Genomic DNA, 26,507 nt, shown 5'->3' with positions numbered 1-26,507 from the left:
CTCCTTACTTGCGGCCTTTACGCTGCTGCTTTTTAGGTTGAGCAGCCGGTTCCGGTTGTTCAACAGCAGCCATACCACCCAAGATCTCACCTTTGAAGATCCATACCTTAACGCCGATTACACCATAAGTGGTGTGCGCTTCAGATGTGTTGTAATCGATATCCGCACGCAGTGTATGCAACGGAACACGACCTTCACGGTACCATTCGGTACGCGCGATTTCAGCACCGCCAAGACGGCCGCTTACTTCAACTTTGATACCTTTAGCGCCAAGACGCATTGCGTTCTGTACAGCACGCTTCATAGCACGACGGAACATAACACGACGTTCCAGCTGTGAAGTGATGCTATCAGCAACCAATTTTGCGTCCAGTTCCGGTTTACGGACTTCGGCGATGTTAATCTGTGCAGGAACGCCAGCGATATCCGCTACGACCTTACGCAGTTTTTCGACATCTTCACCTTTCTTGCCGATAACGATGCCAGGACGAGCGGTGTGAATAGTCACACGGATGCTCTTCGCTGGACGCTCGATAACGATGCGAGAAACGGAAGCTTTCGCTAATTCCTTAGTCAGGAATTGGCGAACTTTAAAGTCGCTGTCCAGGTTGTCAGCGAATTCTTTGGTATTTGCGTACCAGGTAGAGTTCCAAGCTTTGACAATACCTAGTCGAATACCATTAGGATGTACTTTCTGACCCATTGCTAGTCTCCAGAGTCTCAGCGATCGGACACAACCACAGTAATGTGGCTGGTGCGCTTCAGGATGCGATCTGCACGACCTTTTGCACGCGGCATAATGCGCTTCATGCTAGGGCCTTCGTCTACGAAAATCTTCGTGACTTTCAGATCATCGATGTCAGCGCCATCGTTGTGTTCTGCGTTAGCAATGGCAGACTCTAGTACCTTCTTAACCAAACCAGCAGCTTTCTTGTTGGTATAGGCCAGAGTTTCCAGAGCTTGCGACACTTTCTTACCGCGAATCAGGTCCGCTACCAAGCGAACCTTCTGAGCAGAAGAACGAGCGTGGCGATGTTTAGCGATAGTTTCCATCTCTTCCTCCTACCTTAGCGCTTTTTAGCCTTTTTATCGGCCGCATGGCCGCGATAAGTACGGGTCGGCGCGAATTCGCCCAGTTTGTGACCGACCATTTCATCGGAAACAAAAACGGGAACGTGCTGACGACCATTATGGACAGCGATGGTCAAACCGATCATATTTGGAAAGACCGTTGAACGACGGGACCAAGTCCGAATTGGCTTCTTGTCTCCGCTTTCCACCGCTTTCTCTACCTTCTTCAGCAAGTGCAGGTCAATGAAGGGACCTTTCTTGAGAGAACGTGGCATGGCTTATCCTCTAATTATTTTTTACTACGGCGACGTACGATGAACTTATCAGTACGCTTGTTGCTACGGGTCTTCTTACCTTTGGTTTGAACGCCCCACGGGGTTACCGGGTGCTTACCAAAGTTACGACCTTCACCACCACCGTGTGGGTGATCTACCGGGTTCATCGCCGTACCGCGAACGGTAGGACGAATACCACGCCAACGACTAGCACCTGCTTTACCCAGGACACGCAGCATGTGTTCAGCGTTACCGACTTCACCTAAGGTGGCGCGGCAATCAGCTAGAACTTTGCGCATTTCGCCGGAGCGCAGACGCAGAGTAACGTAGGAACCGTCACGAGCAACGATCTGAACGTATGCACCAGCAGAACGAGCCAATTGGCCGCCTTTACCTGGTTTCATTTCTACGTTATGAACCGTTGAACCAACTGGGATGTTACGCATAGGCAGGGTGTTACCCGCTTTAATTGCAGCATCAACGCCAGATTGAATCTGGTCACCAGCTTTCAGGCCTTTCGGCGCCAGGATGTAACGGCGTTCGCCGTCTTTGTACAGAACCAGCGCGATATTCGCGGAACGGTTCGGATCGTACTCCAGACGCTCTACCACTGCAGGGATACCATCTTTGTTGCGTTTGAAGTCAACCAGACGATAATGCTGCTTGTGGCCACCACCGATATGACGGGTAGTGATACGGCCATTGTTGTTACGGCCACCGCTTTTGCTTAATTTCTCAAGCAACGGGGCATAAGGCTTACCCTTGTGCAGCTCAGGGTTAACCACTTTAACAACGTGGCGACGACCCGGAGACGTAGGTTTACATTTAACAATTGCCATTGTTTACTCCTCCGACTTACTCTGCGCCGCCGATGAAGTCCAGATTCTGGCCTTCTTTCAGGGTGACGTAAGCTTTTTTCCAGTCGCTACGACGACCAACACGCTGACCGTGACGCTTACTCTTGCCTTTAACCAGCAAGGTGTTAACGTCTTCGACTTCGACTTCAAACAGTTTCTGCACTGCAGCTTTAATTTCTGCTTTGGTCGCGTCTTTGGCAACTTTGAGAACGATGGTGTTATTCTTTTCCATCGCAGCGGACGCTTTTTCAGATACATGCGGCGCGCGCAGTACTTTCAGCAGACGTTCTTCACGAATCATGCCAGCATCTCCTCAACTTGCTTCACAGCATCAGCAGTCATAACCACTTTGTCGAAGGCGATCAGGCTAACTGGGTCAATACCGGCTACATCACGGACATCAACCTTATACAGGTTGCGAGCTGCCAAGAACAAGTTCTCGTCCAGTTCACCAGTGATAATCAGCACATCTTCCAGAGCCATATCTTTCAGTTTCTGCGCCAGCAACTTAGTTTTAGGTGCTTCAACAGAGAACTTTTCGACAATGATCAGACGATCTTGACGTACCAATTCGGACAGAATGCTTTTCAGCGCGCCGCGGTACATCTTTTTATTTACTTTCTGACTGTGGTCCTGAGGCTTTGCAGCAAAGGTCACGCCACCTGAACGCCAGATCGGGCTCTTTACAGAACCTGAACGTGCGCGGCCGGTACCTTTCTGGCGCCACGGTTTTTTACCGGAACCAGTCACTTCAGCGCGGGTCTTCTGAGCACGAGTACCTTGACGGGCACCTGCTGCATAAGCAACAACAACCTGATGTACCAGCGCTTCGTTGAAATCACGACCGAAGGTAGTTTCGGAAACAGTCAGCGCGCCTTGCGCGTCTTTCAATACTAATTCCATTGCTATCCCCTTACGCCTTCACAGCTGGTTTAACGATCAGGTTGCCACCGGTTGCGCCCGGTACAGCACCCTTAACCAGCAGCAGGTTGCGCTCAGCGTCAACACGTACTACGTCCAGGCTTTGAACGGTTACACGCTCGTCACCCAGGTGGCCAGCCATTTTCTTGCCTTTGAACACTTTGCCCGGAGTCTGGTTTTGACCGATAGAACCCGGAACACGGTGAGACAAGGAGTTACCATGGGTAGCATCTTGGGTACGGAAATTCCAGCGCTTAACAGTACCGGCAAAACCTTTACCTTTAGACGTACCTGTAACGTCAACTTTCTTAACGTCTGCGAAAATCTCGACGCTAATTTCTTGGCCAGCAGTGAACTCTTGACCTTCTGGAAGGCGGAATTCCCACAGACCACGGCCAGCTTCTACGCCAGCTTTAGCGAAATGACCCGCTTCTGGTTTAGTAACACGGTTTGCTTTTTTAGCACCGGTAGTTACTTGCACAGCACGGTATCCGTCGTTCTCCAGGCTTTTGACCTGAGTTACGCGGTTCGCTTCAATTTCGATAACAGTTACTGGGATTGAAACGCCATCTTCTGTGAAGATACGAGTCATGCCCACTTTCTTACCGACTAAACCAATCATTGTTTCAACCTCTCAATCGCTCAATGACCTGATTAACCCAGGCTGATCTGCACGTCTACACCGGCAGCCAGATCCAGACGCATCAGAGCATCAACGGTTTTCTCGGTTGGCTCAACGATGTCAACCAGACGCTTGTGAGTGCGAATCTCGTACTGATCGCGCGCATCTTTATTGACGTGCGGAGAGATCAGAACGGTAAAGCGCTCTTTGCGAGTTGGCAGCGGGATCGGACCACGAACCTGCGCACCAGTGCGCTTGGCAGTCTCGACGATTTCCGCAGTTGATTGATCGATCAAACGATGATCAAACGCTTTCAGGCGGATACGGATTCTTTGGTTCTGCATGAGACCAGAGCTCCAATTATTTATAAACGTAAATGATTACTCCTCGCACCCATTTCGATTGATGGGGGAGTGTAATCGTTCAACATATAACCCCCATATCGGGAGTATTGTTCAGTTCCAGCATTAAGCTGCAACCGACAGATTAGTTTCAATCTGACCTATCAAGATTAGGTAGGCCCGCGCATTATACGTAAATACCAGCAGGAAGCAAGCCAGTGTTGAAAATCTATGCGAAAACTTACCAGATAATTTAATTGAGGGGGGAATAGCACTATGTTTGAAGGCTTACTGATGATAAAGAGTGAGCTCCCTGCGGCTCTCACTCTTTTTAACCGAAGACATTCTGATTGAAGAAAATGACCCTATAGCGAGTAAAGGATTAATCCTTTGCCAATTGAGCCTGGGAGTAATTCTGTATTCCCAGACGCTCAATGAGACTTAGTTCTGTTTCCAGCCAATCAATGTGGCCTTCTTCATCAGCAAGAATTTCTTTCAACAAATCACGACTGACATAATCATGTATTGAATCTGCATAGGCAATACCTTCACGCAGATCCTTTGCTCCTGCCAGTTCGAGGGCCAAATCTGACTTCAGTATTTCCTCAACGTCTTCACCTATATTCAGCTTACCCAAGTCCTGCAAATTAGGAATGCCTTCGAGGAAGAGGATACGTTCAATATATTTGTCAGCATGTTTCATTTCGTCAATGGATTCGTGATACTCCTTATCGTTAAGGCGCATCAATCCCCAGTTTTTAAACATTCGAGCGTGGAGAAAATATTGGTTGATAGCAACTAACTCGTTTCCGAGCAGTTTGTTGAGATGTGCAATTATCTTTTTATCACCTTTCATAGAAATACCCTCCGCTTCCAGTACTAAAAGTGTAGTACCAGATGGCAAAGTGTGGGGAAAACTTCTCCCGGTTAACTATTAGGCAACATCGTTCATTTCTGGAATGTTGGCACGTTCCTCGATCAATATTTCTCTCGCCTGCCGAATGCACTTTCCACAGTCGGTACCAATGGGTACTAGTTGACGCAATTGTTGAATGGTATGTGGATGGTGCTGACGTACCACTTTACGAATAACTTTGTCAGATATCGCATTACACAGGCAAACATACATAAAATAACTCACTTCTTAACCAGTATTTCAAGTGTAAATAAGAATGCGAGTTATTTCAATTAAGATTATTGGCTTTGGGCAATAAAAAAGGGCGCCGAAGCGCCCTCTACTTGATCAATAAAATAATTAATCAATAAAACAATTAAGCGATAACTTTAGCAACAACACCAGCGCCTACAGTACGGCCGCCTTCACGGATTGCGAAACGCAGGCCGTCGTCCATTGCGATTGGGTGAATCAGAGTAACAACCATGTTGATGTTGTCACCTGGCATCACCATTTCAACGCCTTCTGGCAGTTCGATAGTACCGGTTACGTCAGTTGTACGGAAGTAGAACTGAGGACGGTAGCCTTTGAAGAACGGAGTATGACGGCCGCCTTCATCTTTGCTCAGAATATAAACTTCTGATTCAAAGGTAGTGTGTGGCTTGATAGAACCTGGTTTAGCAAGAACTTGACCACGTTCGATATCTTCACGTTTGATACCACGCAGCAGAACACCAACGTTCTCACCCGCACGGCCTTCGTCCAGCAATTTGCGGAACATTTCAACGCCAGTACAAGTAGATTTAGCAGTATCTTTGATACCAACGATTTCTACTTCTTCACCAACTTTAACGATACCGCGCTCTACACGACCAGTTACAACAGTACCACGGCCGGAGATAGAGAATACGTCTTCGATTGGCAGCAGGAACGGCTTGTCGATAGCACGTTCTGGTTCTGGGATGTAAGAATCCAGGTAACCAGCCAGTTCGATGATCTTAGCTTCCCACTCTGCTTCGCCTTCCAGCGCTTTCAGAGCAGAACCACGTACTACTGGCAGATCGTCGCCTGGGAAATCGTAAGCAGAAAGAAGTTCACGAACTTCCATTTCTACCAGTTCCAGCAGCTCTTCATCGTCAACCATGTCACATTTGTTCATGAATACGATGATGTAAGGAACGCCAACCTGACGACCCAACAGGATGTGCTCACGAGTCTGTGGCATAGGGCCATCAGTTGCAGCAACAACCAGAATAGCGCCGTCCATCTGAGCAGCACCAGTGATCATGTTTTTAACGTAGTCGGCATGCCCTGGGCAGTCAACGTGCGCATAGTGACGTGACGGGGTGTCATATTCAACGTGAGAAGTGTTGATGGTGATACCACGTGCTTTTTCTTCTGGTGCGTTATCGATCTGATCGAAAGCACGAGCGCTACCGCCGTAGGTTTTAGCCAGAACGGTGGTGATTGCTGCAGTCAGGGTAGTTTTACCATGGTCAACGTGGCCGATAGTACCGACGTTTACATGGGGTTTGGTACGTTCAAATTTTTCTTTAGACACGACTATATTCCTTACTCTTGTGCTCTCCCACTGATGAGAGAGCACTGGATCATTGTTTTAAACCCGAAAGCTTATTTGCCACGGGCTTCGATAACGGCTTTAGCGACGTTACTAGGTGCTTCAGCATACTCCAGGAATTCCATGGAGTAAGAAGCACGGCCCTGAGTCTGAGAACGCAGGTCAGTAGCATAACCGAACATTTCAGACAACGGAACCTTGACGCGAACGGTTTTACCGGTAGCAGTATCTTCCATACCTTCGATGATACCACGACGACGGTTAAGGTCGCCCATTACGTCACCCATGTAATCTTCAGGGGTTTCGACTTCAACCTTCATGATTGGCTCAAGCAGAACTGGTTTAGCTCGTTTGAACCCTTCTTTAAAGGCGATAGAACCGGCTAATTTAAACGCCAATTCTGAGGAGTCAACGTCATGGTAAGAACCGTAGTGCAGACGGATTTTAACGTCAACAACCGGGTAACCAGCCAAAGGACCGGCTTTCAGTTGTTCCTGGATACCTTTATCAACAGCAGGGATGAACTCTTTAGGAATAGAACCACCAACGATTTCGTTGACGAATTCATACCCAGCGCCACCCGGTGGTAACGGAGACATGTCGATAACAACATGACCGTACTGACCACGACCGCCTGATTGCTTAGCGTGCTTACCTTCCACGTCCTTAACGGTCTCGCGGATAGTTTCACGGTATGCAACCTGAGGTTTACCGACGTTTGCTTCCACGTTAAATTCGCGGCGCATACGGTCAACCAGGATATCCAAGTGCAGCTCACCCATACCAGCGATGATAGTCTGACCAGATTCTTCGTCAGTCCAAACGCGGAATGATGGATCTTCTTTTGCCAGACGACCCAGAGCCATACCCATTTTTTCTTGGTCGGCTTTGGTTTTTGGTTCAACAGCAACAGAGATTACTGGCTCTGGGAACTCCATACGTTCCAAGATGATCGGATTAGCTGGGTCACACAGGGTGTCACCAGTCGTCACGTCTTTCAGACCAATCGCTGCTGCGATGTCGCCAGCACGAACTTCTTTGATCTCTTCACGTTTGTTGGCGTGCATCTGTACGATACGGCCCAGACGCTCACGCTGTGAACGCACTGAGTTCAGCACGGTGTCACCGGAGTTAACAACGCCAGAGTACACACGGAAGAACGTCAAGTTACCCACAAACGGGTCGGTTGCAATTTTGAACGCCAGTGCAGAGAACGGCTCTTTGTCGTCTGAGTGACGAACTGCCGGAGTATCTTTACCGTCGTCCAGAATACCGTTGATAGCTTCAACATCAGTTGGTGCTGGCAGGTATTCGATAACCGCATCCAGCATTGCCTGTACGCCTTTGTTTTTAAACGCAGAACCACAGGTAACCAGGATGATTTCGTTGCGCAGAACGCGTTGACGCAGAGCTTTCTTGATTTCTTCTTCGGTCAGCTCTTCGCCGCCCAAATATTTGTCCATCAGCTCTTCTGACGCTTCTGCAGCAGATTCAACCAGATTCTGGTGCCATTCCGCAGCCAGTTCAGCCATATCAGCCGGGATCTCTTCGTATTCGAAGGTCACGCCCTGATCAGCTTCGTTCCAGTTGATCGCTTTCATTTTTACCAGGTCGATAATACCGGTAAATTTCTCTTCCGCGCCGATAGCCAGTTGCAATGGAACTGGATTCGCGCCCAGACGAGATTTAATCTGACCAACAACTTTCAGGAAGTTAGCACCCATGCGGTCCATTTTGTTAACGAACGCAATGCGTGGAACTTTATATTTGTTAGCCTGACGCCATACGGTCTCAGACTGTGGCTGAACACCACCAACTGCACAGTAAACCATTACCGCGCCGTCAAGAACACGCATGGAACGTTCTACTTCGATGGTGAAGTCAACGTGCCCAGGGGTGTCAATGATATTGACGTGATGTGGTTCGAACTGTTTAGCCATACCAGACCAGAAGCAGGTAGTAGCCGCAGAAGTAATGGTAATACCACGCTCCTGCTCCTGTTCCATCCAGTCCATGGTGGCTGCGCCGTCATGAACTTCACCGATTTTATGGTTTACACCGGTGTAAAACAGGATACGTTCGGTAGTGGTTGTCTTACCGGCGTCGATGTGAGCGCTGATACCGATATTACGATAGCGCTCAATGGGTGTTTTACGAGCCATTTGATTCCTCTATTCCTAGGACGTTCATTCGGTTAACACATGCGGGCTGACTATTAAAGCGCCCGCATGGTTAGCATAACTACTGCGTGGTGATTACCAGCGGTAGTGCGCGAACGCCTTGTTAGCTTCGGCCATACGGTGAACGTCTTCACGTTTCTTAACAGCAGAACCTTTGTTCTCTGCTGCGTCAGACAGTTCATTCGCCAAGCGCAAAGCCATGGATTTATCACCGCGTTTACGAGCAGCATCAACGATCCAACGCATTGCCAAGGCATTACGACGAACCGGACGAACTTCAACTGGCACCTGATAAGTAGAACCACCAACGCGGCGAGACTTAACTTCGACAGTCGGGCGCACGTTGTCCAGAGCTACTTCGAAAGCTTCCAGAAAATCTTTACCTGAACGCTGAGCCAGGGTCTCCAGCGCGGTATAGACGATTGCTTCTGCAGTAGATTTTTTACCATCTACCATCAGGATATTTACAAATTTAGCCAGCAATTCAGATCCGAACTTAGGATCTGGTAAAATTTTACGCTGGCCAATTACACGACGACGTGGCATGGAAATACTCCGTTGTTAATTCAGGGTTGTCCAAAACTCTAAGAGTTTATTTTGACATTAATGTGAAAATGTTTGGCCTTACTTAACGGAGAACCATTAAGCCTTTGGCTTCTTCACGCCGTACTTAGAACGTGATTGCTTACGGTCTTTAACACCTGAGCAGTCAAGCGCGCCGCGAACGGTGTGGTAACGCACACCTGGCAAGTCTTTAACACGACCGCCACGGATCAGGATCACGGAGTGTTCCTGAAGGTTATGACCTTCACCGCCGATGTAGGAGGTGACTTCAAAACCGTTGGTTAAACGCACACGGCAAACTTTACGCAGTGCGGAGTTAGGTTTTTTCGGAGTGGTTGTATATACGCGGGTACATACACCACGTTTCTGCGGGCATGCTTCCAGCGCAGGAACGTTGCTTTTAGCAACCTTCATGCTGCGTGGTTTGCGAACCAGCTGGTTAATCGTTGCCATTATTAAAAAAGCTCCTGGTTTTTTGCTTCGTAAACACGTGATAAATCCCCCTCGTTTGCACTACTGGCAGAGAACGAGGACGCAGAATTTTATGGCTGACTATCTAAGGTGTCAAGAAATATACAGCATTGACTGCATTACCATGCCAGTTGTTGCTGATGTTTTAGGGTCAAATCCACGAAGTGAGTATAGCCGATTAGCATCGCGCTGTCTGAAATTTGACCACATAAACCGCGAGCAATAACATCATCTTCCAATACAAATAGCGAAGCTGGGTTATTTAACAATAAGTTAAGACTTTCACTATTTTTCAAAACAGCCATCACACCATCTTGCAGAAATAGAATCTCATCTTCAGATGTGACCAATCTCAGTAATGCAGATAAATCGCAATGATAAGGGGAACGACTGATGGTAAACAGCATTATGGCTACCCAAATCTCATTAAAAAGTCAGCACAACATCATAATTTGCCAATTGGCTGCGTAAATTTACCGGAGATAATACCTCAACATCAAGTATCCAATCTGTCACTTCGCTCAATCCGCGCTGCTGCAATGAGGCTTCACAAATATAAAAATTCTCGACATCGTACAGCGGTAAGACACCGAAAGTAGCAATATAGTTTCTGGCAAGGATCTTGTCTGGCTCCTGCCCTCGCAGTAGCTGCAAAACACCATCTGAAATGAAGAACACACCGATATTCTCACTCAACGCGGAAGTCGCCAGCACAGCATCCAGCCCTTCGCGGCCGGCCGAATTACCATGCGGGCCTTGAGTGAAGACAAAAGCGACACGTTTCATTGCCATTAAAATTGCACCATACGGTCACAGGTTAATGCCGCTTCTGCCAACGCACCCAGCCCACTCAAAGTAAAACCGGGTTGCAGATTTGCTGCCGCCAAATTGAGTTGTCCGGCTTCATGTTGGTCAGTAACACCGCGGCGCAATGCCGCCGCCACACACACATTCAATATGACAGCATGTTCGTTCGATAATTGTTGCCATGCGCGAACCAAATCAAATTCATCACTGGCAGGAGCGGTTAATTGGTTAGCATTTAAAATGCCTTCGCGATAGAAGAAGACACTATCCAATTTATGGCCTGAACTTATCAGAGCCAACGCAAACTGATAGGCACTGCTAGCCTGCTGGGTGCCATAGGCTGGCCCCGTGACCATCAAGCAGTATTTCAAGCCCGACATTAACGCTCATGCCCAACGAGGTCGCCACTTTTGAACTGGCGAATGTAGAGATAAACCGTATGTTTAGAGATATTTAGCCGTTCAGCAACCTGGTTGATGGCATCTTTGATATCAAAAATACCTTTTTCGTAAAGATTGAGCACAACCTGACGGTTTTTCGCATTGTTTGAAACATTGCGATCGGCATTCACTTCCTCGATGGTGAACTCCAGTGTCTGTGCCACCAGGTCATCAACCGATGAGGCAAAATTGACTGAGGAAGGGACTTCTTGTGTTTCCGGCGGCATAAACGTCTGAATGATTTGCGAGAAAGGCACATCCAGGTTCATGTTTATACACAGCAACCCAATAACACGCTGGTCGCGGTTTCGGATTGCGATAGTAACAGATTTCATCAGCACACCACTTTTGGCGCGAGTGAAATAGGCTCTTGAAACACTGCTGTCGGCACCGGCCATATCATGCAGCATCCGCAGCGCAAGGTCTGTTATAGGAGAACCAATCTGCCGGCCTGTATGTTCACCATTCGCAATTCTTACCGCAGAACTTTTCAGGTCTTCTAGCGAATGCAGGACAATCTCACAGTGGCTGCCAATAAGCATCGCCAAGCCATCAACGATAGCTTCGTATGATTTGAGTATTTCATGGTCCGTCTGACTGAACGGACGTTCATCCAGTAAATCCAGTTCACTGGTTTCGCTACTGAGAAGCGAATTAGACATCGAAGACACCATCCTCTACGTAAAGCCTGTCTCAATACCGTTGGCAGACTCATAACTCAATATCCTGAATTTTAAGTCTAGCAAATATGCCGAGATAAAATCCTTGCGTTCGCGCGTGCTATTGACGTTAAGCCCACAAGCCATAAATCGTCAAGTTATCAACGAGCAAAAGTGCGAATTGATACACCACAAAAAAAACCGCCGCGACAATTATCGCGGCGGTCATCAGTATAACCAGTACTCAGCTACGACACGAATGAGCTAAATTACTTCTTAGCTTTTGCATCCGCAGCAGCTGGCTGTTCTTCTGGAGCATCAGCTTTAGGTGCCGCTTTCACATCCAACAGCTCTACCTCAAATACCAGAGTAGAGTTAGCAGGGATGCCTGGGACGCCAGTTTTGCCGTAAGCCAGCTCTGGTGGGATAACCAGAGTGATCTTGCCGCCTTTCTTGATTTGCTTCAGGCCTTCGGTCCAGCCTGGGATAACACCATCAAGACGGAAAGACAGTGGTTCACCGCGGGTGTAAGAGTTATCAAACTCAGTACCAGCGGCCAGTTTCCCGTTAGCAACTTCAGCCAGTGACCCTTTGTAGTTAACTACCACGGTATCACTGTCTTTTGGCGCATCACCAGTACCGGCTTTCTCTACTTTGTACAGCAGGCCAGATGCTGTTTTCTTTACATCTTTTTCTTTAGCAAAAATTTCGCGGTACTCAGCACCTTTATCGGCGTTTTCTTTAGCATCTTTCTCCATTTTAGCTTGAGCAGAGGCTTTTACGCGCGTTTCAAAACTTTGTAAGGTTTTTTCGATTTCTTCGTCAGTCAGTTTGCTTTTGCTGGCAAAAGCGTCCTGCACACCAGCGATCAACTGGTCTTTATCCAGTTTAATGCCGAGTTTTTCTTGTTCTTTCAGGGAGTTATCCATGTAACGCCCTAATGATGCACCCAATGCATAAGCAGATTGCTGGTTATCATCCTTAAATGCGCTGTTTGTCGTTGCAGCCGTATCAGCAGCTTTAGCTGTTTCTGCGGCTTTAGTTGTTTCAGCAGCGAAAGCCGCAGAGGTATTCAGGGTCAGCGCCATGGTGGTAGCCAGTAGCGTTACTTTAAACAGTGATTTCATCCATTTCTCCATTGGCTTAAGGACACTTACCCCAAGCAACGATTATAAGAGTAACTTGTACTATAACTGTCTGTGCGAACACAAAACAATCTCTATGCTGATGCTATTAAGTGATATTAAGACTTTTTTTACTACAAGAAGTTTCGTTTTATCGATATCTTGACCCTTGCGGGGTAATCATGGAGTTTTACAGGTAGAATCAACCCTCCCTACCTTTTCCATGTTATCACCGGATGGAAAGTGGCCAAAGGGTATGGTTTGCAGTCATGAGAGGAAATTAAGATGGAACAATCCCTGTTTGAACAACGGCTGGAAATGCTGGAAAGCCGTCTGGCATTTCAGGAAGTGACAATTGAGGAACTCAATTTGATCGTGACGGAGCATCAGATGGAAATGACCAAACTGCGGGAGCATCTACGTTTATTGACCGATAAACTACGAGAATCTCAGTCTTCCATGATGGCTTCTCCAGCAGAAGAGCCGCCGCCACCACACTATTAGTACTAGTACCAGAGGTTACCATCGCGCAGATAACAAAAAGCCAGCCGCAAGGCTGGCTTTTTACTGACTATATTTTAGTAACAGGTCAGATTTTAGTGGCAGCCACAGCCGCCTTTACCGCAACCACCTTTGCCATGTTCATGACCGTGGTCACTTTCATCATGGCCATGGCCGCCGCAGCAACCGTCACCGTGTTCATGGTGATGATCATGTTCACCATGTACGTGACCATGTTGCAGCTCTTCTTCTGTTGCTTCACGGATAGCAACCACTTCAACGTGGAAGTTCAAATCCTGACCCGCCAGCATGTGGTTACCATCAACCACAACATGTTCGTCTTCAACAGCAGTGATTTCGACCGGCACTGGGCCTTGATCAGTATCAGCCAGGAAACGCATACCGACTTCCAACTCATCAACGCCCATAAAGACGTCTTTTGGTACGCGCTGCACCAGATTTTCATCATAGCTGCCGTAACCTTCGTCAGCATTCACACGCACATCAAAGCTGTCGCCAGCTTCGTGGCCTTCGAGCGCTTTTTCCAAACCAGCGATCAGGGAACCGTGTCCGTGCAGGTAGTCCAACGGCGCGCTCACCGGAGACTCATCAACTAAAACACCGTCTTCTGTACGTACCTGGTAAGCCAGGCTGACCACCAAGTCTTTTGCTACTTTCATGATATCTCCTACCCTTGGAACAAAAATTGGCACAGATTGTAGCGGAAATCTGCACCGCTGTACTCATCAGCATAAAAAATCGCGAAGGATAACGCTACTCCGGATGGAAAATACCGATCACTTGTTCATGCGGTCGGACGTGTTTCTTAACCTGTTCATCCGTTTGACGCTGATGGTGACCACACTTAACACACTCTACTACTTCAACCTGATCTTCACGCCACAAAGCTAGTGTATCCAATGCCTTACACTGTGGACAAACAGCACCGGCAATGAATCTTTTACGAGTTTTTGTTTTATTAAGAGCGTTTGTCATCATTTTCTCCGGCATTATTCGTATTCATCCCAGCCATCTAACTGCCGACTTTCATGCAGCATTTCTCGTTGGAAAATATCTTCCAGTTCACGGCGAGCTTCTTTAACTCTGGAAATTTGCGCCACATCCCCATGATGCTGTGGCATTAGTTCACGCAACATTCGCATATCGAGCCGTCGGAAATGTTGCTGCGCCCGGTAAGCCTGATGGGGGTGCATACCTAATCCCAACAATGTCTTACGCCCCAGTTCCAGCGCACTGGAGAAGGTTTCACGTGTAAAGTCTTTGACACCATTTTGCAGCAGTTCATGGGCTTCAACACGCCCTCTGGCTCGAGCCAAAATGTGCAAGTTCGGAAAATGCTGCTGGCACAAATGCACTAGCGTCATGGTGTCTTCCGGCTCATTACAGGTGATAACAATAGCTTTGGCCTTTTCTGCCCCGGCAGCGCGTAGCAGTTCCAGCTCAGTAGCATCACCATAGTAAACTTTATAGCCGTATTTGCGCATCACACTGACTGCACTGACATCGCGCTCCAACACAGTAATGCGCATTTTGTTCGCCATCAGTAAACGGCCAATCACCTGACCAAAGCGGCCAAAGCCCACAATAATCACCTGTGGATCATTGTCTTCAACAAAGGGTTTTTCGTCGCTCTCTTCTTGTGCGTTGTAGCGACGCACCAAAATACGGTCGATACCCTGCATCAATAACGGCGTGGTCATCATTGACAGAGTGACCACCACCAGCAACAACGCCAGTTGTTCGGCATTTAAAACGTGTTGAGAGAATGCCGCAGAGAATAAGACGAAAGCGAATTCCCCGCCCTGACTCAGCACCCCTGCAAATTGTAGGCGTACCGAACGGCGCAAACCAAATGTCCGCGCCAGGCCATACAGCACTGTGCCTTTGATAAAGACCAGCGCCAGAACCCCTAACAGAACATCGAGCAGATGAGTAAACAGAACACCAAGGTTCAAGGCCATCCCAACTGAGATGAAAAATAGCCCGAGCAGCAAGCCCTTAAAGGGTTCGATAGCGATTTCCAATTCATGCTGGAATTCACTTTCCGCCAATAAGATACCCGCGATAAATGTCCCTAACGCCATAGACAGGCCCAAGGCATCCATAAACAGTGCCGAACCTAACACCACCAGCAAGGCTGCAGCGGTGAAAACCTCGCGCACACCTGAGGCCACAATGTAGCGAAACAACGGACGCAGCAGATATCGGCCACCAATCAACATACCGGCAAAAGCCGCAACTTTAATGCCAATTTTGACCCAATCATTAGCGGCACCACCGCCACCAGCCAAAATAGGAATCAATGCCAAAGCCGGGATAACCGCCATATCCTGGAATAGTAAGACCGAAAAACCGAGCTGGCCGCCTTCATTGCGGTTCATCCCTTTTTCGCGCATCAGCTGTAATGCCATTGCCGTTGACGACATAGCCAAACCGATACCACCAATCACTGCGGCTTGCCAGGCAAATTGGGTGAAATAGAGTAATGCCCCTAATACTGTAGCGGTTATTACCACCTGACCTGCACCGACGCCAAAAATAGAGCGCCGCAACTGCCAAAGTTTGGCCGGGTTCAATTCCAAGCCAATGATAAACATCAGGAAGACAACACCTAGCTCGGAGAAGTGGAGGATTTCGTCAACATCACGAATAAACCCCAACCCCCATGGGCCAATGGCGATACCGGCTATCAGGTAACCCAATACCGCACCGATTCCCAGGCGCTGCGCAATAGGAACCGCCACCACAGCGGCAAATAGAAATAATAAAATCGCGGTCAGTAGCGCCGAGCCTTCCATATTCAGTGCCCTCCCGTAGGTAGCGGTGATTGTAACCACTGCGCATAGGCTTGCGCATGGCTGGCCAGAACCTCCGGCTTTTGTCGCCGCGCCCAATAGATGATCATTGGGTTCATCCAATGCATATGACACATAGCTGCCGTCAATTCAAAAGGCCGTAGAATATCTTCCATCGGATAGCGGTTATACCCTCCCGCCCGATAAGCGCCTTCAGGTTCGCCCGTGGTAATCACCGAACGCCAGTATTTACCGGTCAGTGCATGGCCCCCCACCCCATTGGCAAAGCCACGCGCCAGCACGCGATCCAACCATTCTTTTAGTAAAGCCGGGCAACTGTAGGTATAGAGAGGATGTTGAAAGACAATAATCTGATGTTCTCGCAGCAACTGCTGTTCATGGTGAATATCAATAAAGAAATCCGGATAATGTGCATACAGGTCGTGCACAGTGACATGTTCTAATTGCTGCACCGGTTGCAGTAAAACCCGATTCGCCACCGAGTCTTGTGATTCCGGATGGGCATACAACAGCAAAACCTTTGGTAGCTGCGACATCATTCCCCTCCAAAGCGTCGTCAGGGTCCGGTTTTTCCGTTACCATGCTTCGCAAAGACCAAAAAAGACTAAGATTTGTACCCACAGTCATTGGTGTTGCCAATAGGTAACGGCAAGAACCATGGGGATAATAATTTAACATACTCTAAACATACGGCACTCTATGATTGTTTTTTCCTCGCTACAAATTCGACGTGGTACTCGCGTCTTGCTGGATAATGCAACAGCAACGATTAACCCTGGGCAAAAGGTCGGGCTGGTCGGTAAAAACGGCTGTGGTAAATCTACTCTGCTGGCGTTGCTCAAAGGCGAACTGAGCGCCGATGGCGGCAATGCTACTTTTCCCAGTAACTGGGCACTGGCTTGGGTCAACCAGGAAACCCCTGCACTGGATGTGCCGGCGATAGAGTATGTTATCGACGGTGACCGCGAATATCGCCAATTGGAGGCCGAACTTCAGGCCGCCAATGAAAAAAATGATGGTCATGCCATTGCCACCGTGCATGGCAAGCTCGATGCCATCCACGCCTGGACCATTCAATCCCGTGCTGCCAGTTTGCTACACGGGTTAGGATTTTCTCAAGAACAATTACAGCAGCCAGTGCGTTCATTTTCCGGCGGCTGGCGGATGCGCCTTAATCTGGCTCAGGCGCTGGTATGTCGCTCTGATTTACTGCTGCTTGATGAACCGACCAACCACCTGGATTTGGATGCGGTGATCTGGCTGGAGAAATGGCTGAAAAGCTATTCCGGTACACTGGTGCTGATTTCCCATGACCGTGATTTCCTTGATCCTATTATCGATAAAATTCTGCATATTGAACAGCAGACGCTGAATGAATACACAGGTAACTATTCATCCTTTGAACGTCAGCGCGCCACCAAACTGTCACAGCAACAATCAATGTATCAGCATCAACAAGAGAAAGTTGCGCATCTGCAAAGTTACATTGACCGCTTCCGTGCCCAGGCAACCAAAGCCAAACAGGCCCAAAGCCGCATTAAAATGCTGGAACGGATGGAACTGATTGCTCCGGCACATGTAGATAACCCATTTCATTTCAGTTTCCGCACGCCAGAGAGTTTGCCTGACCCACTATTACGCATGGACAAAGTCAGTGCTGGTTATGGCGATCGCACGATTTTAGAGTCCATAAAGCTCAATCTGGTGCCTGGCTCACGCATTGGTTTGTTAGGCCGCAACGGAGCAGGTAAATCCACTCTGATCAAGTTGCTGGCAGGAACACTGGAACCACAAAGTGGTGAAATCGGCCTGTCCAAAGGGATTAAATTGGGTTACTTCGCCCAGCATCAGCTTGAATTCTTACGAGCAGATGAATCTCCACTACAACATATGAGCCGACTGGCCCCCAAAGAGCCGGAGCAACAGCTACGTGATTATCTGGGTGGTTACGGTTTTCAGGGCGATCAGGTTACCGACCCGACAGCCCGTTTTTCCGGTGGTGAAAAAGCGCGTCTGGTGTTGGCTCTGATCATCTGGCAGCGCCCTAACCTACTGCTGCTTGATGAACCGACTAACCATCTGGATCTTGATATGCGCCAGGCCCTGACCGAGGCATTGATTGATTTCGAAGGTGCATTGGTGGTGGTTTCCCATGATCGTCATTTGCTGCGGTCCACCACTGATGATCTTTATCTGGTGCATGATGGGAAGGTAGAGCAATTCGACGGTGATCTGGAAGATTATCAACAGTTTCTGGTGGATTTTCAGCGCCAGCAAAGCCAGCAGGATAACCCAGCCAAAGAGTTGTCCGGCAACAGTGCGCAGCAGCGCAAAGACCAAAAGCGCCGTGATGCTGAGTTCCGCAGCCAAACCCAGCCGTTGCGTAAGCAAATCATGACGCTGGAAAAGCAGATGGATAAACTGAGCACAGAACTGGCGACGATCGAAGAGCAACTGGCTGATTCAGCTCTCTATGATATTTCCCGCAAAGCTGATTTAACTCAGTGTCTGCAACAGCAAACACACGTGAAATCCAAGCTGGAAGAGACTGAAATGCAGTGGTTGGATGCGCAAGAGCAGTTGGAGAATCTCACCAAGTTATTTGAAGCGGGCTAACCCGCTTCTCAAAAAATTGTTTAGCGCGAATAGCACATTTCGCGCAACAAAAGTCTAAATTACTTAAATAGATAGTAAATTTACATTTACTTCAGCGAATGCTTATAGGATTTTACTGTCTAATAGGCAATAAAATTTTCTGTAGGAATAAGCGTAAATGCAGCGCATTTTGGTGATCCGAATAGATTTCCTTGGCGATATGGTTTGTACCACAGCGTTATTGCATGCACTAAAGCAACGTTGGCCAGCAGCAGAAATTCATGTATTAGCGAATAAATACAATCAAGCGGTATTAGCTCGCAACCCTGATATCACTGCGGTTCACACCTATGTTTACAGCAAACAATGCGAAAGAAACCAACGTTCAGGCAGGCTGGCGGCACTTTTACATCGTCTGGCACTGATCCGACGCTTAAGGCGCTTAGGCTTTGATTTACTGATTATTCCTAACGGCGGCATGAACAAAAACAGCATTCAATTCGCCAGACTACTCGGTGTTACGGATTGCCGTTGGCATACTGCTGAAAGCGAGTTCGACGATCGCAATCCTGACCATGTTGCCAACCGGCCAATACGTCACGAGGCTCTCTCAGGTTTCGCGCTGGTGCCCGAATTAGGGCCAGTTGATACTGAAGCATTGAAGCTGCACATCTATCCAGACCCACAATTGCAGGCGAAATGGCTAGCAGAATTAGGTGAGAAAAAACGCCCACGAGTTGGCTTGTTCATTTCCAACAAAGCGCCACAACGCCGTTGGAGTCTGGAGAAGTGGCAACAATTGGCGCAAAAGCTGAATGACCAAGCCGATATCATCGTTTTGTATGACCCAACAGACCCACCGAGTAAAGAACAGTTAGCCGCTTTCCAGGGCCGTTGCCTATTTACACCAGGTGTTGATGAGTTTGTTGCTACCATAAGTCTGCTAGATGTGGTTATTTCAGCCGATAGTTCGCCAGTGCATATCAGCTCTGCATTACAGATACCGGTAGTTGCGCTGTTCGAATCCCGGCCAGAAAAATATCAGCGCTGGTATCCATTGGTGCGGCATGTTTTATTGCATGCGGGGCCACAAGTTGAAGACATCACTGTCGATGCCGTCGAAACCGCAGCCCGCTCATTGTTGACACATCAACCGTTAAATCCAGCACCAGAACCGGCTAAGGCCGAAATACCGGCTTATCCCCAAGAATCGTCGCTCTGTGCATAATCCTTCGCTGCGGTAGATAATCAGCATTGGCATAGTGTTGGGTGACGCGGTTATCCCAGATAGCCACGTCATCCTGCTGCCAGCGCCAACGTACCTGAAACTCCGGCTTGGTAGCATGTGCAAACAGAAAACGCAGTAGCGCATCACTTTCTTTCTCACTCAGATCCACAATTCTCGTGGTGAATCCTTCATTAACAAATAATGCCTGACGCCCACTCACTGGATGAGTACGCACTACCGGATGGAGTAATGGCGGATTCTTCTCTTTTGCCAGCAACCAGCGCTGATGATCTTCTGGCGTTGCACGATGCTTATGTTCGGGGAAAGAGTGGGTGAAATCGTGCTCCGCCCGTAACCCCGCTAAAAGCTGTTTAAACGGCGCTGAAAGAGCTTCATAAGCGGCAATCCCGCTGCTCCATAACGTATCACCGCCAGTGGTCGGCAATTGCTTGGCAGCCAGAATCGCGCCCAAAGGGGGATTCTCAATAAAAGTAACATCGGTGTGCCAGTTATCATTATCCGGCGGATTATTATCGTGGGTATCCAACACAATAATCTCTTCACACTCTTTTGCGTGAGGATAAACCGGATGAATATGTAAATCACCAAAGCGCCCGGCTAAATCGCGTTGCTGTAACGGGGTAATCGGTTGATTGCGGAAAAACAGGACTTGATGCTTGAGCAAGGCATGATAAAGCTGCTCAAACTGGCTATCCCCCAACGGGCGGGCGATATTCACATTCTCAATCAGAGCGCCAATATGCGGCCCCAACGGCGTCACTACCAAACGTTCATTCATTGCTGTGCTCCATACCAAGGCGTTAACCGGCGCTGAAGCGCCCGCAAACTTAATTCCATACCAAAAGCGATAATGGCAATCACGCTGATGCCCGCAATCACTACGTCGGTGGCGAGAAATTCTCCAGCCGATTGCACCATAAAGCCCAATCCACGCGTCGCAGCGATTAACTCAGCCGCCACCAATGTTGACCAACCGACACCCAACCCGATGCGAATACCGGTTAAAATCTCTGGTAATGCGCTAGGCAAAACAACAAACCATAAAACCTGCCAGCGGCTGGCTCCCAATGCGCGTGCCGCTCTCACTCGAACCTGTGCCACACTGCGCACGCCTGCCACGGCAGCCAAAGTGATCGGCGCAAATATGGCCAGATAAATCAGTAAGATTTTTGACGTCTCGCCAATACCAAACCAAATCACCATCAGCGGCAGATAGGCCAGCGGTGGCACCGGGCGATAAATCTCGATAAGCGGATCCAGTACGCCACGTACTGTGCTACTCAGCCCCATAGCAATGCCGGTGGGAACACCAAGCGCTACAGCAGCTAACAGTGCAATTAAAATACGCCCCAAACTGGCGGCCAAATGTTGCCATAACGTTGCATCCATAAACCCCTGTGGGCTGGCAATCACCAATAACTGATGCAGAACCTGTTGCGGTGCGGGTAGAAATAACGGGCTGATAAGCCCAAGCGCCGTGACTGCCCACCACAGCGCCACCACACTCACCAATGTGGCGATGCTAAGCCACAAGCCGTTGCTGGCGGGTAAACGACGGCTTATCTTTTTGGCCGCAGGACGAGCGGTATCAGGCGTAGGTAACGGGGTGGCTTGTGGGCGTAAACTGGCGTCGCGCAATGTGCTATGCAGGCTCATATCAGGGCCTCCCGCTGTTGGAAGACTTTACCCAGCACATATTCGCGCCGGGCAATAAATTCAGGATCAGACTTAATGCTGCGGCAAGGCTCACCGTCGGCATAACGCTGACCAAAGTTTAGCGATAATCGCTCGACGACTTGCCCTGGGCCCGGCGACAGCAATAGCAACTCGCTGGCCAGAAATACCGCTTCTTCAATATCGTGGGTAATCAGTAGAATTTGTTTGCCGGTGTCACGCCAAATTGACAACAGCAGCTCTTGCATCTGTTCACGAGTAAAAGCATCAAGCGCACCGAACGGCTCATCAAGCAGTAATAAGCGCGGATCTACCGCCAGCGCTCGGGCAATCCCCACTCGCTGGCGCATCCCTCCGGAAAGCTGCCAAATGTAGTGATGTTCAAAACCAGCTAACCCGACCCGATTAAGCATTTTCAGTGCGGTTGTCCGCCGCTGTTGTTTGCTCAAACCAGCCAGTTGCAAACCAAACTCAACATTGCTGACCACATCGCGCCACGGCAGTAAACCCTCATGCTGGAACACCACTCCTCGTTCGGCACTCGGGCCATGAACCGGAATATCATCCAGAGTGATGCTGCCAGCTGAAGGCTCCATAAACCCGGCAATCAAATTCAACAATGTGGTTTTGCCGCAGCCTGATGGCCCCAATACCACGACCAACTGTCCGGATGCAATTTGTAATGACACATCCTGTAAGGCAGGTTTGCCCTGATATTCAGCCCACAGGCCACTGACATTTAACATGATGGCTCCTAGGACTGCGGGGTCGCCTGAACATCTTTCACAAAGCGGTCAGTGACGAAATCACGATAATCACTGGCCACCTGCGGAATTTTACCCTGCTGTTTGAGGAACGCAGCAGTATCACGGATAGCTTGATCCACTGGCTGGCCCAATTGGGTTATCTGATCGTCAACGGACAAGTAGGTATTGCCTTTCACTAATTCCGGCACTTGTTCTGGCGGAACACCGCTTAAGCGCGAAAGCTGACTCAGATGTTCTGGATTTTTAAGCCATTGATCAGGTTGAGCCAAATAAGCCCCTTGAGCAGCCAATGCACTGCGGGCAAAGGCAGTCACCACTTCAGGGTGGGCCTGAGCGAAGTCCTTGCGTACCACCCAAACATCCAGGGTTGGCGCACCCCATTGCCCCACTTGCGCAGAGTCAGTCAGGACAGTACCGGTTTTGGCTAATTCGTTGACAGCTGGAGCCCAAACATACGCGCCATCAATATCACCACGCTGCCAGGCAGCAGCGATAGCCGGTGGCTGTAAGTTCAGAATAGTGACCTGATCCGGCTTGATACCCCAATGCTTTAGAGCGGCTAGAAGGCTGTAATGGGTGGTGGAGATAAACGGCACGGCAATACGTTTACCAATTAAATCTTGCGGTGTTTTGATCTCTTTTTTGACCACTAATGCTTCAGAGCTGCCCAGTTGCGAGGCCAACAAGAAAACCTCAATCGGGACATTCTGGCTGGCTGCAACAGCCAGTGGGCTGGAGCCGATATTACCAATCTGCACATCACCCGAAGCCAGCGCCCTGACGACACTGGAGCCGCTGTCAAATTTGCGCCAATCCACATTGGCACCGGAAATCTTGGCAAAGCTGTTATCCGCCTGGGCAACCTTGGCCGGCTCCGCAGAGGTTTGGTAGGCTACAGTGACATCAACAGCTTGTGCGCTGGTCGCCACCAATGACAGAGCCAACAGCGCCCCACCAGATCGCCAGATGCCACTCACAGAAGAAAAGGTTATCGCCATGGGTATACTCCGCTCAGTTAACTGTGTCATTCGCTATGGTTGCGTGAAATAACAGTGATACCTGAAGGAGTAACACCACTAAAGGAATAAAAAATTATTCTTTATTCCTTTAAGTGATAACAAGTTAACTCATAATAGAATTCTTATCCGTAACAAACAGTTAACTAAAATGTGATTTCGCCTTTGAGGAAAATGCGAGATTCACCGGCAATAAAAGTGCGATCACCCGCTAAGGTGCAGAATAGCTCACCACCACGCGCAGATATCTGACGGGCATGCAACGATGCTTTACCCAATCGTGCCACCCAATATGGCATTAATGTGCAATGAGCCGAGCCAGTCACCGGATCTTCATTGCTGCTCAGGGTAAAGTAGCGCGAAACAAAATCGACCTCGTCACCCGGCGCGGTCACAATCACACCACGGCCGGTATAAGCAATCAGCGCCACCAGATCTGGCTGTAACTGCCGTACTTGTTGCTCACTTTCCAGCACCACCAACAGGGATTTTGCCTGCCATACCTGCTGAATATCGATGCCAAGCAGTGCTTTCAATTCAACCGCAATCGCAATTTTCTCTGGGGGCAATGCAGGGAAATCCAGTGATAGTCGGCTAAAGTTATCCACATCGCGCTTAACATGTAAGTCACCGCTGGCACTACGAAAACAGATATCGTGCAAACCAGGGTTAACCACGTTGAACATCACATGTGCCGCCGCCAGGGTGCCGTGGCCGCATAAATCCACTTCGCGTTCTGGCGTAAACCAACGAATTGCCGATTTATCCCCTTCGTCCCAGACAAAGCTGGTTTCCGGCAAATTGATTTCCGCAGCGATACGCTGCATCTGCGCAGCCGACAGCGGTTTTTTCAGCAAATACACTCCGGCAGGATTACCGGATAATCCTGTACCGATAAATGCATCCACATGAAAATAGTTATAAGCCATTAATTAACCCCACGCTTAATACTCTAAATAACTCGAGTTGCAGGAAGGCGGCAACTGAGCAAATCCCGATGAGCTTACTCAGGTAAGTTATTCGGGTAAGCGAAAGCAGCCAACGCACATGCAGCTTGAAGTATGACGAGTATAATCAGTGCCAAATAAGCAGCACACAGGCCGCCGTCAGCAAGCCCATCGCGATATTAAAGGTAAACCATGCCCGGCGGCTGCGTAACAGACGGCCGATCAATGTTCCAAAACCCAGCCAAATGATACCGGCCACCAGATTCACCATAAACATGCCAAGACTGATCATTAAGATGGAGTGATTATAGGCCGCCCCTGCCATGCTGAAGCTGGCAACTGACCCTAATCCCATCAACCAGGCTTTTGGGTTAAGGAACTGCAATAACCACCCTTGATACAAACGCAGCGGTTTTGGTGGAACAACATTGGTTTCTAATTTTTCATAGGCCGAAGTGGCAATTTTCCATGCCAGCCATAGCAGATAAAGACTACCCAGGATTTTCAAAATTAAGTGCAGGGAGGGGTAGATCAGAATCAGGCCACCGACACCAAACGCCACCAGCAACAGCATGCTTTGCATGCCTAACATAATGCCTAACATCAACCAGATAGATCGCATAAAACCAAAATTGGCCCCAGCTGAAGTTAACAGCATATTGTTTGGGCCGGGGGTGATAGCGGCAACCCAGAGAAAACCTACCATTGAAAGAAATAAACTCAGTTCCATGAGACGGGTGCCTCTCACCCAAAATGATGCGCGATATACCCATGAAGCTAACAGTGTGCTATTGATCACACAAGAGCAACAACATGATTTCCATTCACCATATGCATGAAATATTTCGTCCACTGGCCGGTGCCAGCAATCCACATCTGCAAACGCTGCTGCCACGGCTGGTCAGGCGGCGGGTTCAACTGCAACCTTTTTGGCAACGGCTGGAATTGCCGGATGGGGATTTTGTCGATCTGGCCTGGAGTGAAAACCCCGAGCTGGCGCGGGATAAACCCAGAGTCGTGCTATTCCACGGGCTGGAAGGGAATTTTTACAGCCCCTATGCCCACGGTTTGCTGCGCGCCTGTCAAGACAAAGGGTGGCTGGGTGTAGTGATGCATTTTCGCGGATGCAGTGGCGAACCCAATCGTAAATCACGTATTTATCATTCTGGTGAAACAGAAGATGCCCGGTTCTTTCTGCGTTGGTTGCGAGAAAGCTATGGTCAGATTCCCACCGCTGCGGTTGGCGTCTCTTTGGGTGGCAATATGCTGGCGCTTTATTTGGCTGAGCAAGGGCAGTTGGCTGAGCAAGGGCAAGAGAGCTTATTAGAGGCTGCCGTGGTGGTTTCTGCACCACTGATGCTTGAACCTTGTGCTAATCGTATGGAACAAGGTTTCTCTCGCGTCTATCAGCACTATTTGTTGAACCAACTGAAGTTAAATGCCACCCGCAAGCTGTTGCATTACCCCGGAAGCCTGCCGTTGGGTCTGCCTCAATTGAAAAGACTGCGGCGAATCAAAGAGTTTGATGATGTCATCACGGCAAAAATACATGGCTTCAATGATGCACTGGATTACTATCGACGTTGCAGCGCTTTACCACTATTACCGCAAATTACAACGCCACTGCTTATCATTCATGCCAAAGACGACCCATTTATGACGGCTGAGGTCATCCCGAATCTAGACGAGTTACCAGATAATATTGATTATCAGCTTACAGAGCATGGCGGCCACGTCGGTTTTGTCAGCGGCTCATTAAAACATCCACAAATGTGGTTGGAACAACGTATTCCAGCCTGGCTCTCCCCCTATTTGGAGCAACAATCATGATAATCCCCTGGCAGCAAGTCGACAGCGAAACGCTGGATAATCTGCTGGAAGCCTTTGTGCTACGTGAAGGCACGGATTACGGCGAACATGAGCGGTCATTGGCACAAAAAGTCGAAGACGTGCGCCGTCAATTAGTCAGTGGTGAAGCCGTATTAGTTTGGTCGGAGCTACACGAAACCATCAATATCATGCCACGCGGTGCTTTTCGTGCCGGAGCAGAAGAGCTGCCATAACCTATGCATTACCACCCTATCCTCGAAGTAAAATCAGGGTGACAAACCGGGC

The 26,507-nt window shown here is 48.9% G+C and carries 34 protein-coding genes; 5 read left to right on the top strand and 29 right to left on the bottom strand.

The window, feature by feature from the left end; genetic code table 11:
* Positions 1-4: 4 nt before the first annotated feature.
* The 19 genes from rpsC to fkpA all read right to left on the bottom strand — a co-directional run bounded on the left by rpsC (position 5) and on the right by fkpA (position 12,809).
* Positions 5-703 (bottom strand): 30S ribosomal protein S3, encoded by a 699-nt coding sequence (gene rpsC, locus FTB31_RS13345; protein ID WP_002221644.1) that lies wholly within the window; start codon positions 701-703, stop codon positions 5-7.
* Positions 704-720: 17 nt separating this feature from the next.
* Positions 721-1,053, bottom strand: a complete 333-nt coding sequence (gene rplV / locus FTB31_RS13340) for a 50S ribosomal protein L22 (RefSeq protein ID WP_004391423.1) — start codon at positions 1,051-1,053, stop codon at positions 721-723.
* A 14-nt stretch (positions 1,054-1,067) separates the two neighbouring features.
* Positions 1,068-1,346, bottom strand: coding sequence for a 30S ribosomal protein S19 (rpsS, locus tag FTB31_RS13335; RefSeq protein ID WP_002213430.1), 279 nt, complete (start codon positions 1,344-1,346; stop codon positions 1,068-1,070).
* A gap of 14 nt (positions 1,347-1,360) precedes the next feature.
* Positions 1,361-2,185, bottom strand: coding sequence for a 50S ribosomal protein L2 (gene rplB / locus FTB31_RS13330; protein WP_004709246.1), 825 nt, complete (start codon positions 2,183-2,185; stop codon positions 1,361-1,363).
* Positions 2,186-2,201: 16 nt separating this feature from the next.
* Positions 2,202-2,504: a 50S ribosomal protein L23 gene (gene rplW, locus FTB31_RS13325; protein WP_005159841.1), complete on the bottom strand. Its 303-nt coding sequence runs from the start codon at positions 2,502-2,504 to the stop codon at positions 2,202-2,204.
* Positions 2,501-3,106, bottom strand: coding sequence for a 50S ribosomal protein L4 (rplD, locus tag FTB31_RS13320; RefSeq protein WP_005159836.1), 606 nt, complete (start codon positions 3,104-3,106; stop codon positions 2,501-2,503). The genes rplW and rplD overlap by 4 nt, the downstream gene beginning before the upstream one ends.
* Before the next feature lie 10 nt (positions 3,107-3,116).
* Complete coding sequence (rplC, locus tag FTB31_RS13315; RefSeq protein ID WP_004709250.1) at positions 3,117-3,746, bottom strand: 50S ribosomal protein L3; 630 nt, start codon at positions 3,744-3,746, stop codon at positions 3,117-3,119.
* A 32-nt stretch (positions 3,747-3,778) separates the two neighbouring features.
* Complete coding sequence (gene rpsJ, locus FTB31_RS13310; RefSeq protein ID WP_001181005.1) at positions 3,779-4,090, bottom strand: 30S ribosomal protein S10; 312 nt, start codon at positions 4,088-4,090, stop codon at positions 3,779-3,781.
* A gap of 379 nt (positions 4,091-4,469) precedes the next feature.
* On the bottom strand, positions 4,470-4,943 hold the full coding sequence (gene bfr, locus FTB31_RS13305) for a bacterioferritin (RefSeq protein WP_005174628.1): 474 nt from the start codon (positions 4,941-4,943) through the stop codon (positions 4,470-4,472).
* A gap of 78 nt (positions 4,944-5,021) precedes the next feature.
* Entirely contained in the window at positions 5,022-5,216 is a 195-nt protein-coding gene (bfd, locus tag FTB31_RS13300; protein ID WP_032911071.1) for a bacterioferritin-associated ferredoxin, read from the bottom strand.
* 142 nt (positions 5,217-5,358) lie between these two features.
* Positions 5,359-6,543, bottom strand: a complete 1,185-nt coding sequence (gene tuf / locus FTB31_RS13295; RefSeq protein ID WP_050076773.1) for an elongation factor Tu — start codon at positions 6,541-6,543, stop codon at positions 5,359-5,361.
* Positions 6,544-6,614: 71 nt separating this feature from the next.
* Complete coding sequence (gene fusA / locus FTB31_RS13290) at positions 6,615-8,723, bottom strand: elongation factor G (RefSeq protein ID WP_050076772.1); 2,109 nt, start codon at positions 8,721-8,723, stop codon at positions 6,615-6,617.
* A 93-nt stretch (positions 8,724-8,816) separates the two neighbouring features.
* Positions 8,817-9,287, bottom strand: a complete 471-nt coding sequence (gene rpsG, locus FTB31_RS13285; protein WP_002212324.1) for a 30S ribosomal protein S7 — start codon at positions 9,285-9,287, stop codon at positions 8,817-8,819.
* Positions 9,288-9,383: 96 nt separating this feature from the next.
* Positions 9,384-9,758, bottom strand: a complete 375-nt coding sequence (gene rpsL, locus FTB31_RS13280; protein WP_002212323.1) for a 30S ribosomal protein S12 — start codon at positions 9,756-9,758, stop codon at positions 9,384-9,386.
* A gap of 137 nt (positions 9,759-9,895) precedes the next feature.
* Positions 9,896-10,183, bottom strand: coding sequence for a sulfurtransferase complex subunit TusB (gene tusB, locus FTB31_RS13275; protein WP_050076771.1), 288 nt, complete (start codon positions 10,181-10,183; stop codon positions 9,896-9,898).
* A 19-nt stretch (positions 10,184-10,202) separates the two neighbouring features.
* Positions 10,203-10,568, bottom strand: coding sequence for a sulfurtransferase complex subunit TusC (gene tusC / locus FTB31_RS13270; protein ID WP_072081757.1), 366 nt, complete (start codon positions 10,566-10,568; stop codon positions 10,203-10,205).
* Positions 10,568-10,963: a sulfurtransferase complex subunit TusD gene (tusD, locus tag FTB31_RS13265; RefSeq protein ID WP_050076770.1), complete on the bottom strand. Its 396-nt coding sequence runs from the start codon at positions 10,961-10,963 to the stop codon at positions 10,568-10,570. The genes tusC and tusD overlap by 1 nt, the downstream gene beginning before the upstream one ends.
* A complete protein-coding gene (locus FTB31_RS13260) occupies positions 10,963-11,685 on the bottom strand; it encodes a helix-turn-helix transcriptional regulator (RefSeq protein ID WP_019084070.1) in 723 nt (240 codons plus the stop codon). The genes tusD and FTB31_RS13260 overlap by 1 nt, the downstream gene beginning before the upstream one ends.
* A 266-nt stretch (positions 11,686-11,951) precedes the next feature.
* Positions 11,952-12,809, bottom strand: a complete 858-nt coding sequence (gene fkpA / locus FTB31_RS13255; RefSeq protein WP_227731451.1) for an FKBP-type peptidyl-prolyl cis-trans isomerase — start codon at positions 12,807-12,809, stop codon at positions 11,952-11,954.
* A gap of 282 nt (positions 12,810-13,091) precedes the next feature.
* On the opposite strand from fkpA, the gene FTB31_RS13250 reads away from it, so the two are divergent.
* A complete protein-coding gene (locus FTB31_RS13250) occupies positions 13,092-13,310 on the top strand; it encodes a SlyX family protein (RefSeq protein ID WP_005159809.1) in 219 nt (72 codons plus the stop codon).
* Positions 13,311-13,402: 92 nt separating this feature from the next.
* On the opposite strand, the gene slyD is transcribed toward FTB31_RS13250, so the two are convergent.
* The 4 genes from slyD to kefG all read right to left on the bottom strand — a co-directional run bounded on the left by slyD (position 13,403) and on the right by kefG (position 16,680).
* The gene (gene slyD / locus FTB31_RS13245; protein ID WP_004391442.1) at positions 13,403-13,987 is read right to left on the bottom strand and encodes a peptidylprolyl isomerase; all 585 of its coding nucleotides are present in this window, start codon (positions 13,985-13,987) and stop codon (positions 13,403-13,405) included.
* A 94-nt stretch (positions 13,988-14,081) separates the two neighbouring features.
* Positions 14,082-14,303 carry a YheV family putative zinc ribbon protein gene (locus FTB31_RS13240; RefSeq protein WP_050076803.1) on the bottom strand — a complete coding sequence of 74 codons (222 nt, stop codon included), beginning with the start codon at positions 14,301-14,303 and terminating at the stop codon, positions 14,082-14,084.
* A gap of 14 nt (positions 14,304-14,317) precedes the next feature.
* Entirely contained in the window at positions 14,318-16,126 is a 1,809-nt protein-coding gene (kefB, locus tag FTB31_RS13235; protein WP_227726458.1) for a glutathione-regulated potassium-efflux system protein KefB, read from the bottom strand.
* 2 nt (positions 16,127-16,128) lie between these two features.
* A complete protein-coding gene (gene kefG, locus FTB31_RS13230; protein ID WP_175628077.1) occupies positions 16,129-16,680 on the bottom strand; it encodes a glutathione-regulated potassium-efflux system ancillary protein KefG in 552 nt (183 codons plus the stop codon).
* A 163-nt stretch (positions 16,681-16,843) separates the two neighbouring features.
* On the opposite strand from kefG, the gene FTB31_RS13225 reads away from it, so the two are divergent.
* Complete coding sequence (locus FTB31_RS13225; RefSeq protein ID WP_050076766.1) at positions 16,844-18,760, top strand: ABC transporter ATP-binding protein; 1,917 nt, start codon at positions 16,844-16,846, stop codon at positions 18,758-18,760.
* 157 nt (positions 18,761-18,917) lie between these two features.
* Positions 18,918-19,967, top strand: coding sequence for a glycosyltransferase family 9 protein (locus FTB31_RS13220; protein WP_227731450.1), 1,050 nt, complete (start codon positions 18,918-18,920; stop codon positions 19,965-19,967).
* On the opposite strand, the gene tauD is transcribed toward FTB31_RS13220, so the two are convergent.
* From tauD to FTB31_RS13190, 6 genes are all read right to left on the bottom strand, one after another.
* Positions 19,918-20,766 carry a taurine dioxygenase gene (tauD, locus tag FTB31_RS13215; RefSeq protein WP_077174973.1) on the bottom strand — a complete coding sequence of 283 codons (849 nt, stop codon included), beginning with the start codon at positions 20,764-20,766 and terminating at the stop codon, positions 19,918-19,920. The two genes, FTB31_RS13220 and tauD, sit on opposite strands and share 50 nt — an antisense overlap.
* On the bottom strand, positions 20,763-21,644 hold the full coding sequence (tauC, locus tag FTB31_RS13210; protein ID WP_227731449.1) for a taurine ABC transporter permease TauC: 882 nt from the start codon (positions 21,642-21,644) through the stop codon (positions 20,763-20,765). Before tauC ends, tauD begins: the two co-directional genes overlap by 4 nt.
* Entirely contained in the window at positions 21,641-22,408 is a 768-nt protein-coding gene (tauB, locus tag FTB31_RS13205) for a taurine ABC transporter ATP-binding subunit (RefSeq protein WP_077174974.1), read from the bottom strand. Before tauB ends, tauC begins: the two co-directional genes overlap by 4 nt.
* An 8-nt stretch (positions 22,409-22,416) precedes the next feature.
* Complete coding sequence (tauA, locus tag FTB31_RS13200) at positions 22,417-23,427, bottom strand: taurine ABC transporter substrate-binding protein (RefSeq protein WP_227720179.1); 1,011 nt, start codon at positions 23,425-23,427, stop codon at positions 22,417-22,419.
* Between the two features lie 164 nt (positions 23,428-23,591).
* Positions 23,592-24,374 (bottom strand): PhzF family phenazine biosynthesis protein, encoded by a 783-nt coding sequence (locus FTB31_RS13195; protein WP_077174975.1) that lies wholly within the window; start codon positions 24,372-24,374, stop codon positions 23,592-23,594.
* Positions 24,375-24,519: 145 nt separating this feature from the next.
* On the bottom strand, positions 24,520-25,122 hold the full coding sequence (locus FTB31_RS13190) for a LysE family translocator (RefSeq protein ID WP_005159767.1): 603 nt from the start codon (positions 25,120-25,122) through the stop codon (positions 24,520-24,522).
* Between the two features lie 101 nt (positions 25,123-25,223).
* Here FTB31_RS13190 and FTB31_RS13185 point away from each other — a divergent pair, with 101 nt between their 5' ends.
* Positions 25,224-26,222 (top strand): hydrolase, encoded by a 999-nt coding sequence (locus FTB31_RS13185; RefSeq protein ID WP_050076801.1) that lies wholly within the window; start codon positions 25,224-25,226, stop codon positions 26,220-26,222.
* The gene (locus FTB31_RS13180; RefSeq protein ID WP_019081520.1) at positions 26,219-26,455 is read left to right on the top strand and encodes a YheU family protein; all 237 of its coding nucleotides are present in this window, start codon (positions 26,219-26,221) and stop codon (positions 26,453-26,455) included. Before FTB31_RS13185 ends, FTB31_RS13180 begins: the two co-directional genes overlap by 4 nt.
* Positions 26,456-26,507 lie beyond the last annotated feature (52 nt).

The organism is Yersinia proxima, assembly GCF_902170785.1.
In the GTDB taxonomy this organism is placed as follows: domain Bacteria; phylum Pseudomonadota; class Gammaproteobacteria; order Enterobacterales; family Enterobacteriaceae; genus Yersinia; species Yersinia proxima.
The sequence above is the reverse complement of the archived record's forward strand: the minus strand, read 5'-3'. Positions and strand labels throughout refer to the sequence as shown.

Bases quoted from the DNA above. Each gene is read 5' to 3' on its own strand.
- kefG (WP_175628077.1), bottom strand. From the start codon at position 16,680: ATGTCGCAGCTACCAAAGGTTTTGCTGTTGTATGCCCATCCGGAATCA.
- tusD (WP_050076770.1), bottom strand. From the start codon at position 10,963: ATGTCGGGCTTGAAATACTGCTTGATGGTCACGGGGCCAGCCTATGGC.
- bfr (WP_005174628.1), bottom strand. From the start codon at position 4,943: ATGAAAGGTGATAAAAAGATAATTGCACATCTCAACAAACTGCTCGGA.
- rplB (WP_004709246.1), bottom strand. From the start codon at position 2,185: ATGGCAATTGTTAAATGTAAACCTACGTCTCCGGGTCGTCGCCACGTT.
- rplC (WP_004709250.1), bottom strand. From the start codon at position 3,746: ATGATTGGTTTAGTCGGTAAGAAAGTGGGCATGACTCGTATCTTCACA.
- FTB31_RS13250 (WP_005159809.1), top strand. From the start codon at position 13,092: ATGGAACAATCCCTGTTTGAACAACGGCTGGAAATGCTGGAAAGCCGT.
- FTB31_RS13185 (WP_050076801.1), top strand. From the start codon at position 25,224: ATGCATGAAATATTTCGTCCACTGGCCGGTGCCAGCAATCCACATCTG.
- rpsG (WP_002212324.1), bottom strand. From the start codon at position 9,287: ATGCCACGTCGTCGTGTAATTGGCCAGCGTAAAATTTTACCAGATCCT.
- FTB31_RS13220 (WP_227731450.1), top strand. From the start codon at position 18,918: ATGCAGCGCATTTTGGTGATCCGAATAGATTTCCTTGGCGATATGGTT.
- FTB31_RS13195 (WP_077174975.1), bottom strand. From the start codon at position 24,374: ATGGCTTATAACTATTTTCATGTGGATGCATTTATCGGTACAGGATTA.
- bfd (WP_032911071.1), bottom strand. From the start codon at position 5,216: ATGTATGTTTGCCTGTGTAATGCGATATCTGACAAAGTTATTCGTAAA.
- FTB31_RS13260 (WP_019084070.1), bottom strand. From the start codon at position 11,685: ATGTCTAATTCGCTTCTCAGTAGCGAAACCAGTGAACTGGATTTACTG.
- kefB (WP_227726458.1), bottom strand. From the start codon at position 16,126: ATGGAAGGCTCGGCGCTACTGACCGCGATTTTATTATTTCTATTTGCC.
- tauD (WP_077174973.1), bottom strand. From the start codon at position 20,766: ATGAATGAACGTTTGGTAGTGACGCCGTTGGGGCCGCATATTGGCGCT.
- tusB (WP_050076771.1), bottom strand. From the start codon at position 10,183: ATGCTGTTTACCATCAGTCGTTCCCCTTATCATTGCGATTTATCTGCA.
- fusA (WP_050076772.1), bottom strand. From the start codon at position 8,723: ATGGCTCGTAAAACACCCATTGAGCGCTATCGTAATATCGGTATCAGC.
- slyD (WP_004391442.1), bottom strand. From the start codon at position 13,987: ATGAAAGTAGCAAAAGACTTGGTGGTCAGCCTGGCTTACCAGGTACGT.
- rplV (WP_004391423.1), bottom strand. From the start codon at position 1,053: ATGGAAACTATCGCTAAACATCGCCACGCTCGTTCTTCTGCTCAGAAG.
- FTB31_RS13180 (WP_019081520.1), top strand. From the start codon at position 26,219: ATGATAATCCCCTGGCAGCAAGTCGACAGCGAAACGCTGGATAATCTG.
- tauB (WP_077174974.1), bottom strand. From the start codon at position 22,408: ATGTTAAATGTCAGTGGCCTGTGGGCTGAATATCAGGGCAAACCTGCC.
- FTB31_RS13225 (WP_050076766.1), top strand. From the start codon at position 16,844: ATGATTGTTTTTTCCTCGCTACAAATTCGACGTGGTACTCGCGTCTTG.
- rpsJ (WP_001181005.1), bottom strand. From the start codon at position 4,090: ATGCAGAACCAAAGAATCCGTATCCGCCTGAAAGCGTTTGATCATCGT.
- FTB31_RS13240 (WP_050076803.1), bottom strand. From the start codon at position 14,303: ATGACAAACGCTCTTAATAAAACAAAAACTCGTAAAAGATTCATTGCC.
- FTB31_RS13190 (WP_005159767.1), bottom strand. From the start codon at position 25,122: ATGGAACTGAGTTTATTTCTTTCAATGGTAGGTTTTCTCTGGGTTGCC.
- rpsL (WP_002212323.1), bottom strand. From the start codon at position 9,758: ATGGCAACGATTAACCAGCTGGTTCGCAAACCACGCAGCATGAAGGTT.
- tauA (WP_227720179.1), bottom strand. From the start codon at position 23,427: ATGGCGATAACCTTTTCTTCTGTGAGTGGCATCTGGCGATCTGGTGGG.
- rplW (WP_005159841.1), bottom strand. From the start codon at position 2,504: ATGATTCGTGAAGAACGTCTGCTGAAAGTACTGCGCGCGCCGCATGTA.
- tauC (WP_227731449.1), bottom strand. From the start codon at position 21,644: ATGAGCCTGCATAGCACATTGCGCGACGCCAGTTTACGCCCACAAGCC.
- fkpA (WP_227731451.1), bottom strand. From the start codon at position 12,809: ATGAAATCACTGTTTAAAGTAACGCTACTGGCTACCACCATGGCGCTG.
- rpsC (WP_002221644.1), bottom strand. From the start codon at position 703: ATGGGTCAGAAAGTACATCCTAATGGTATTCGACTAGGTATTGTCAAA.
- tusC (WP_072081757.1), bottom strand. From the start codon at position 10,568: ATGGCAATGAAACGTGTCGCTTTTGTCTTCACTCAAGGCCCGCATGGT.
- rplD (WP_005159836.1), bottom strand. From the start codon at position 3,106: ATGGAATTAGTATTGAAAGACGCGCAAGGCGCGCTGACTGTTTCCGAA.
- rpsS (WP_002213430.1), bottom strand. From the start codon at position 1,346: ATGCCACGTTCTCTCAAGAAAGGTCCCTTCATTGACCTGCACTTGCTG.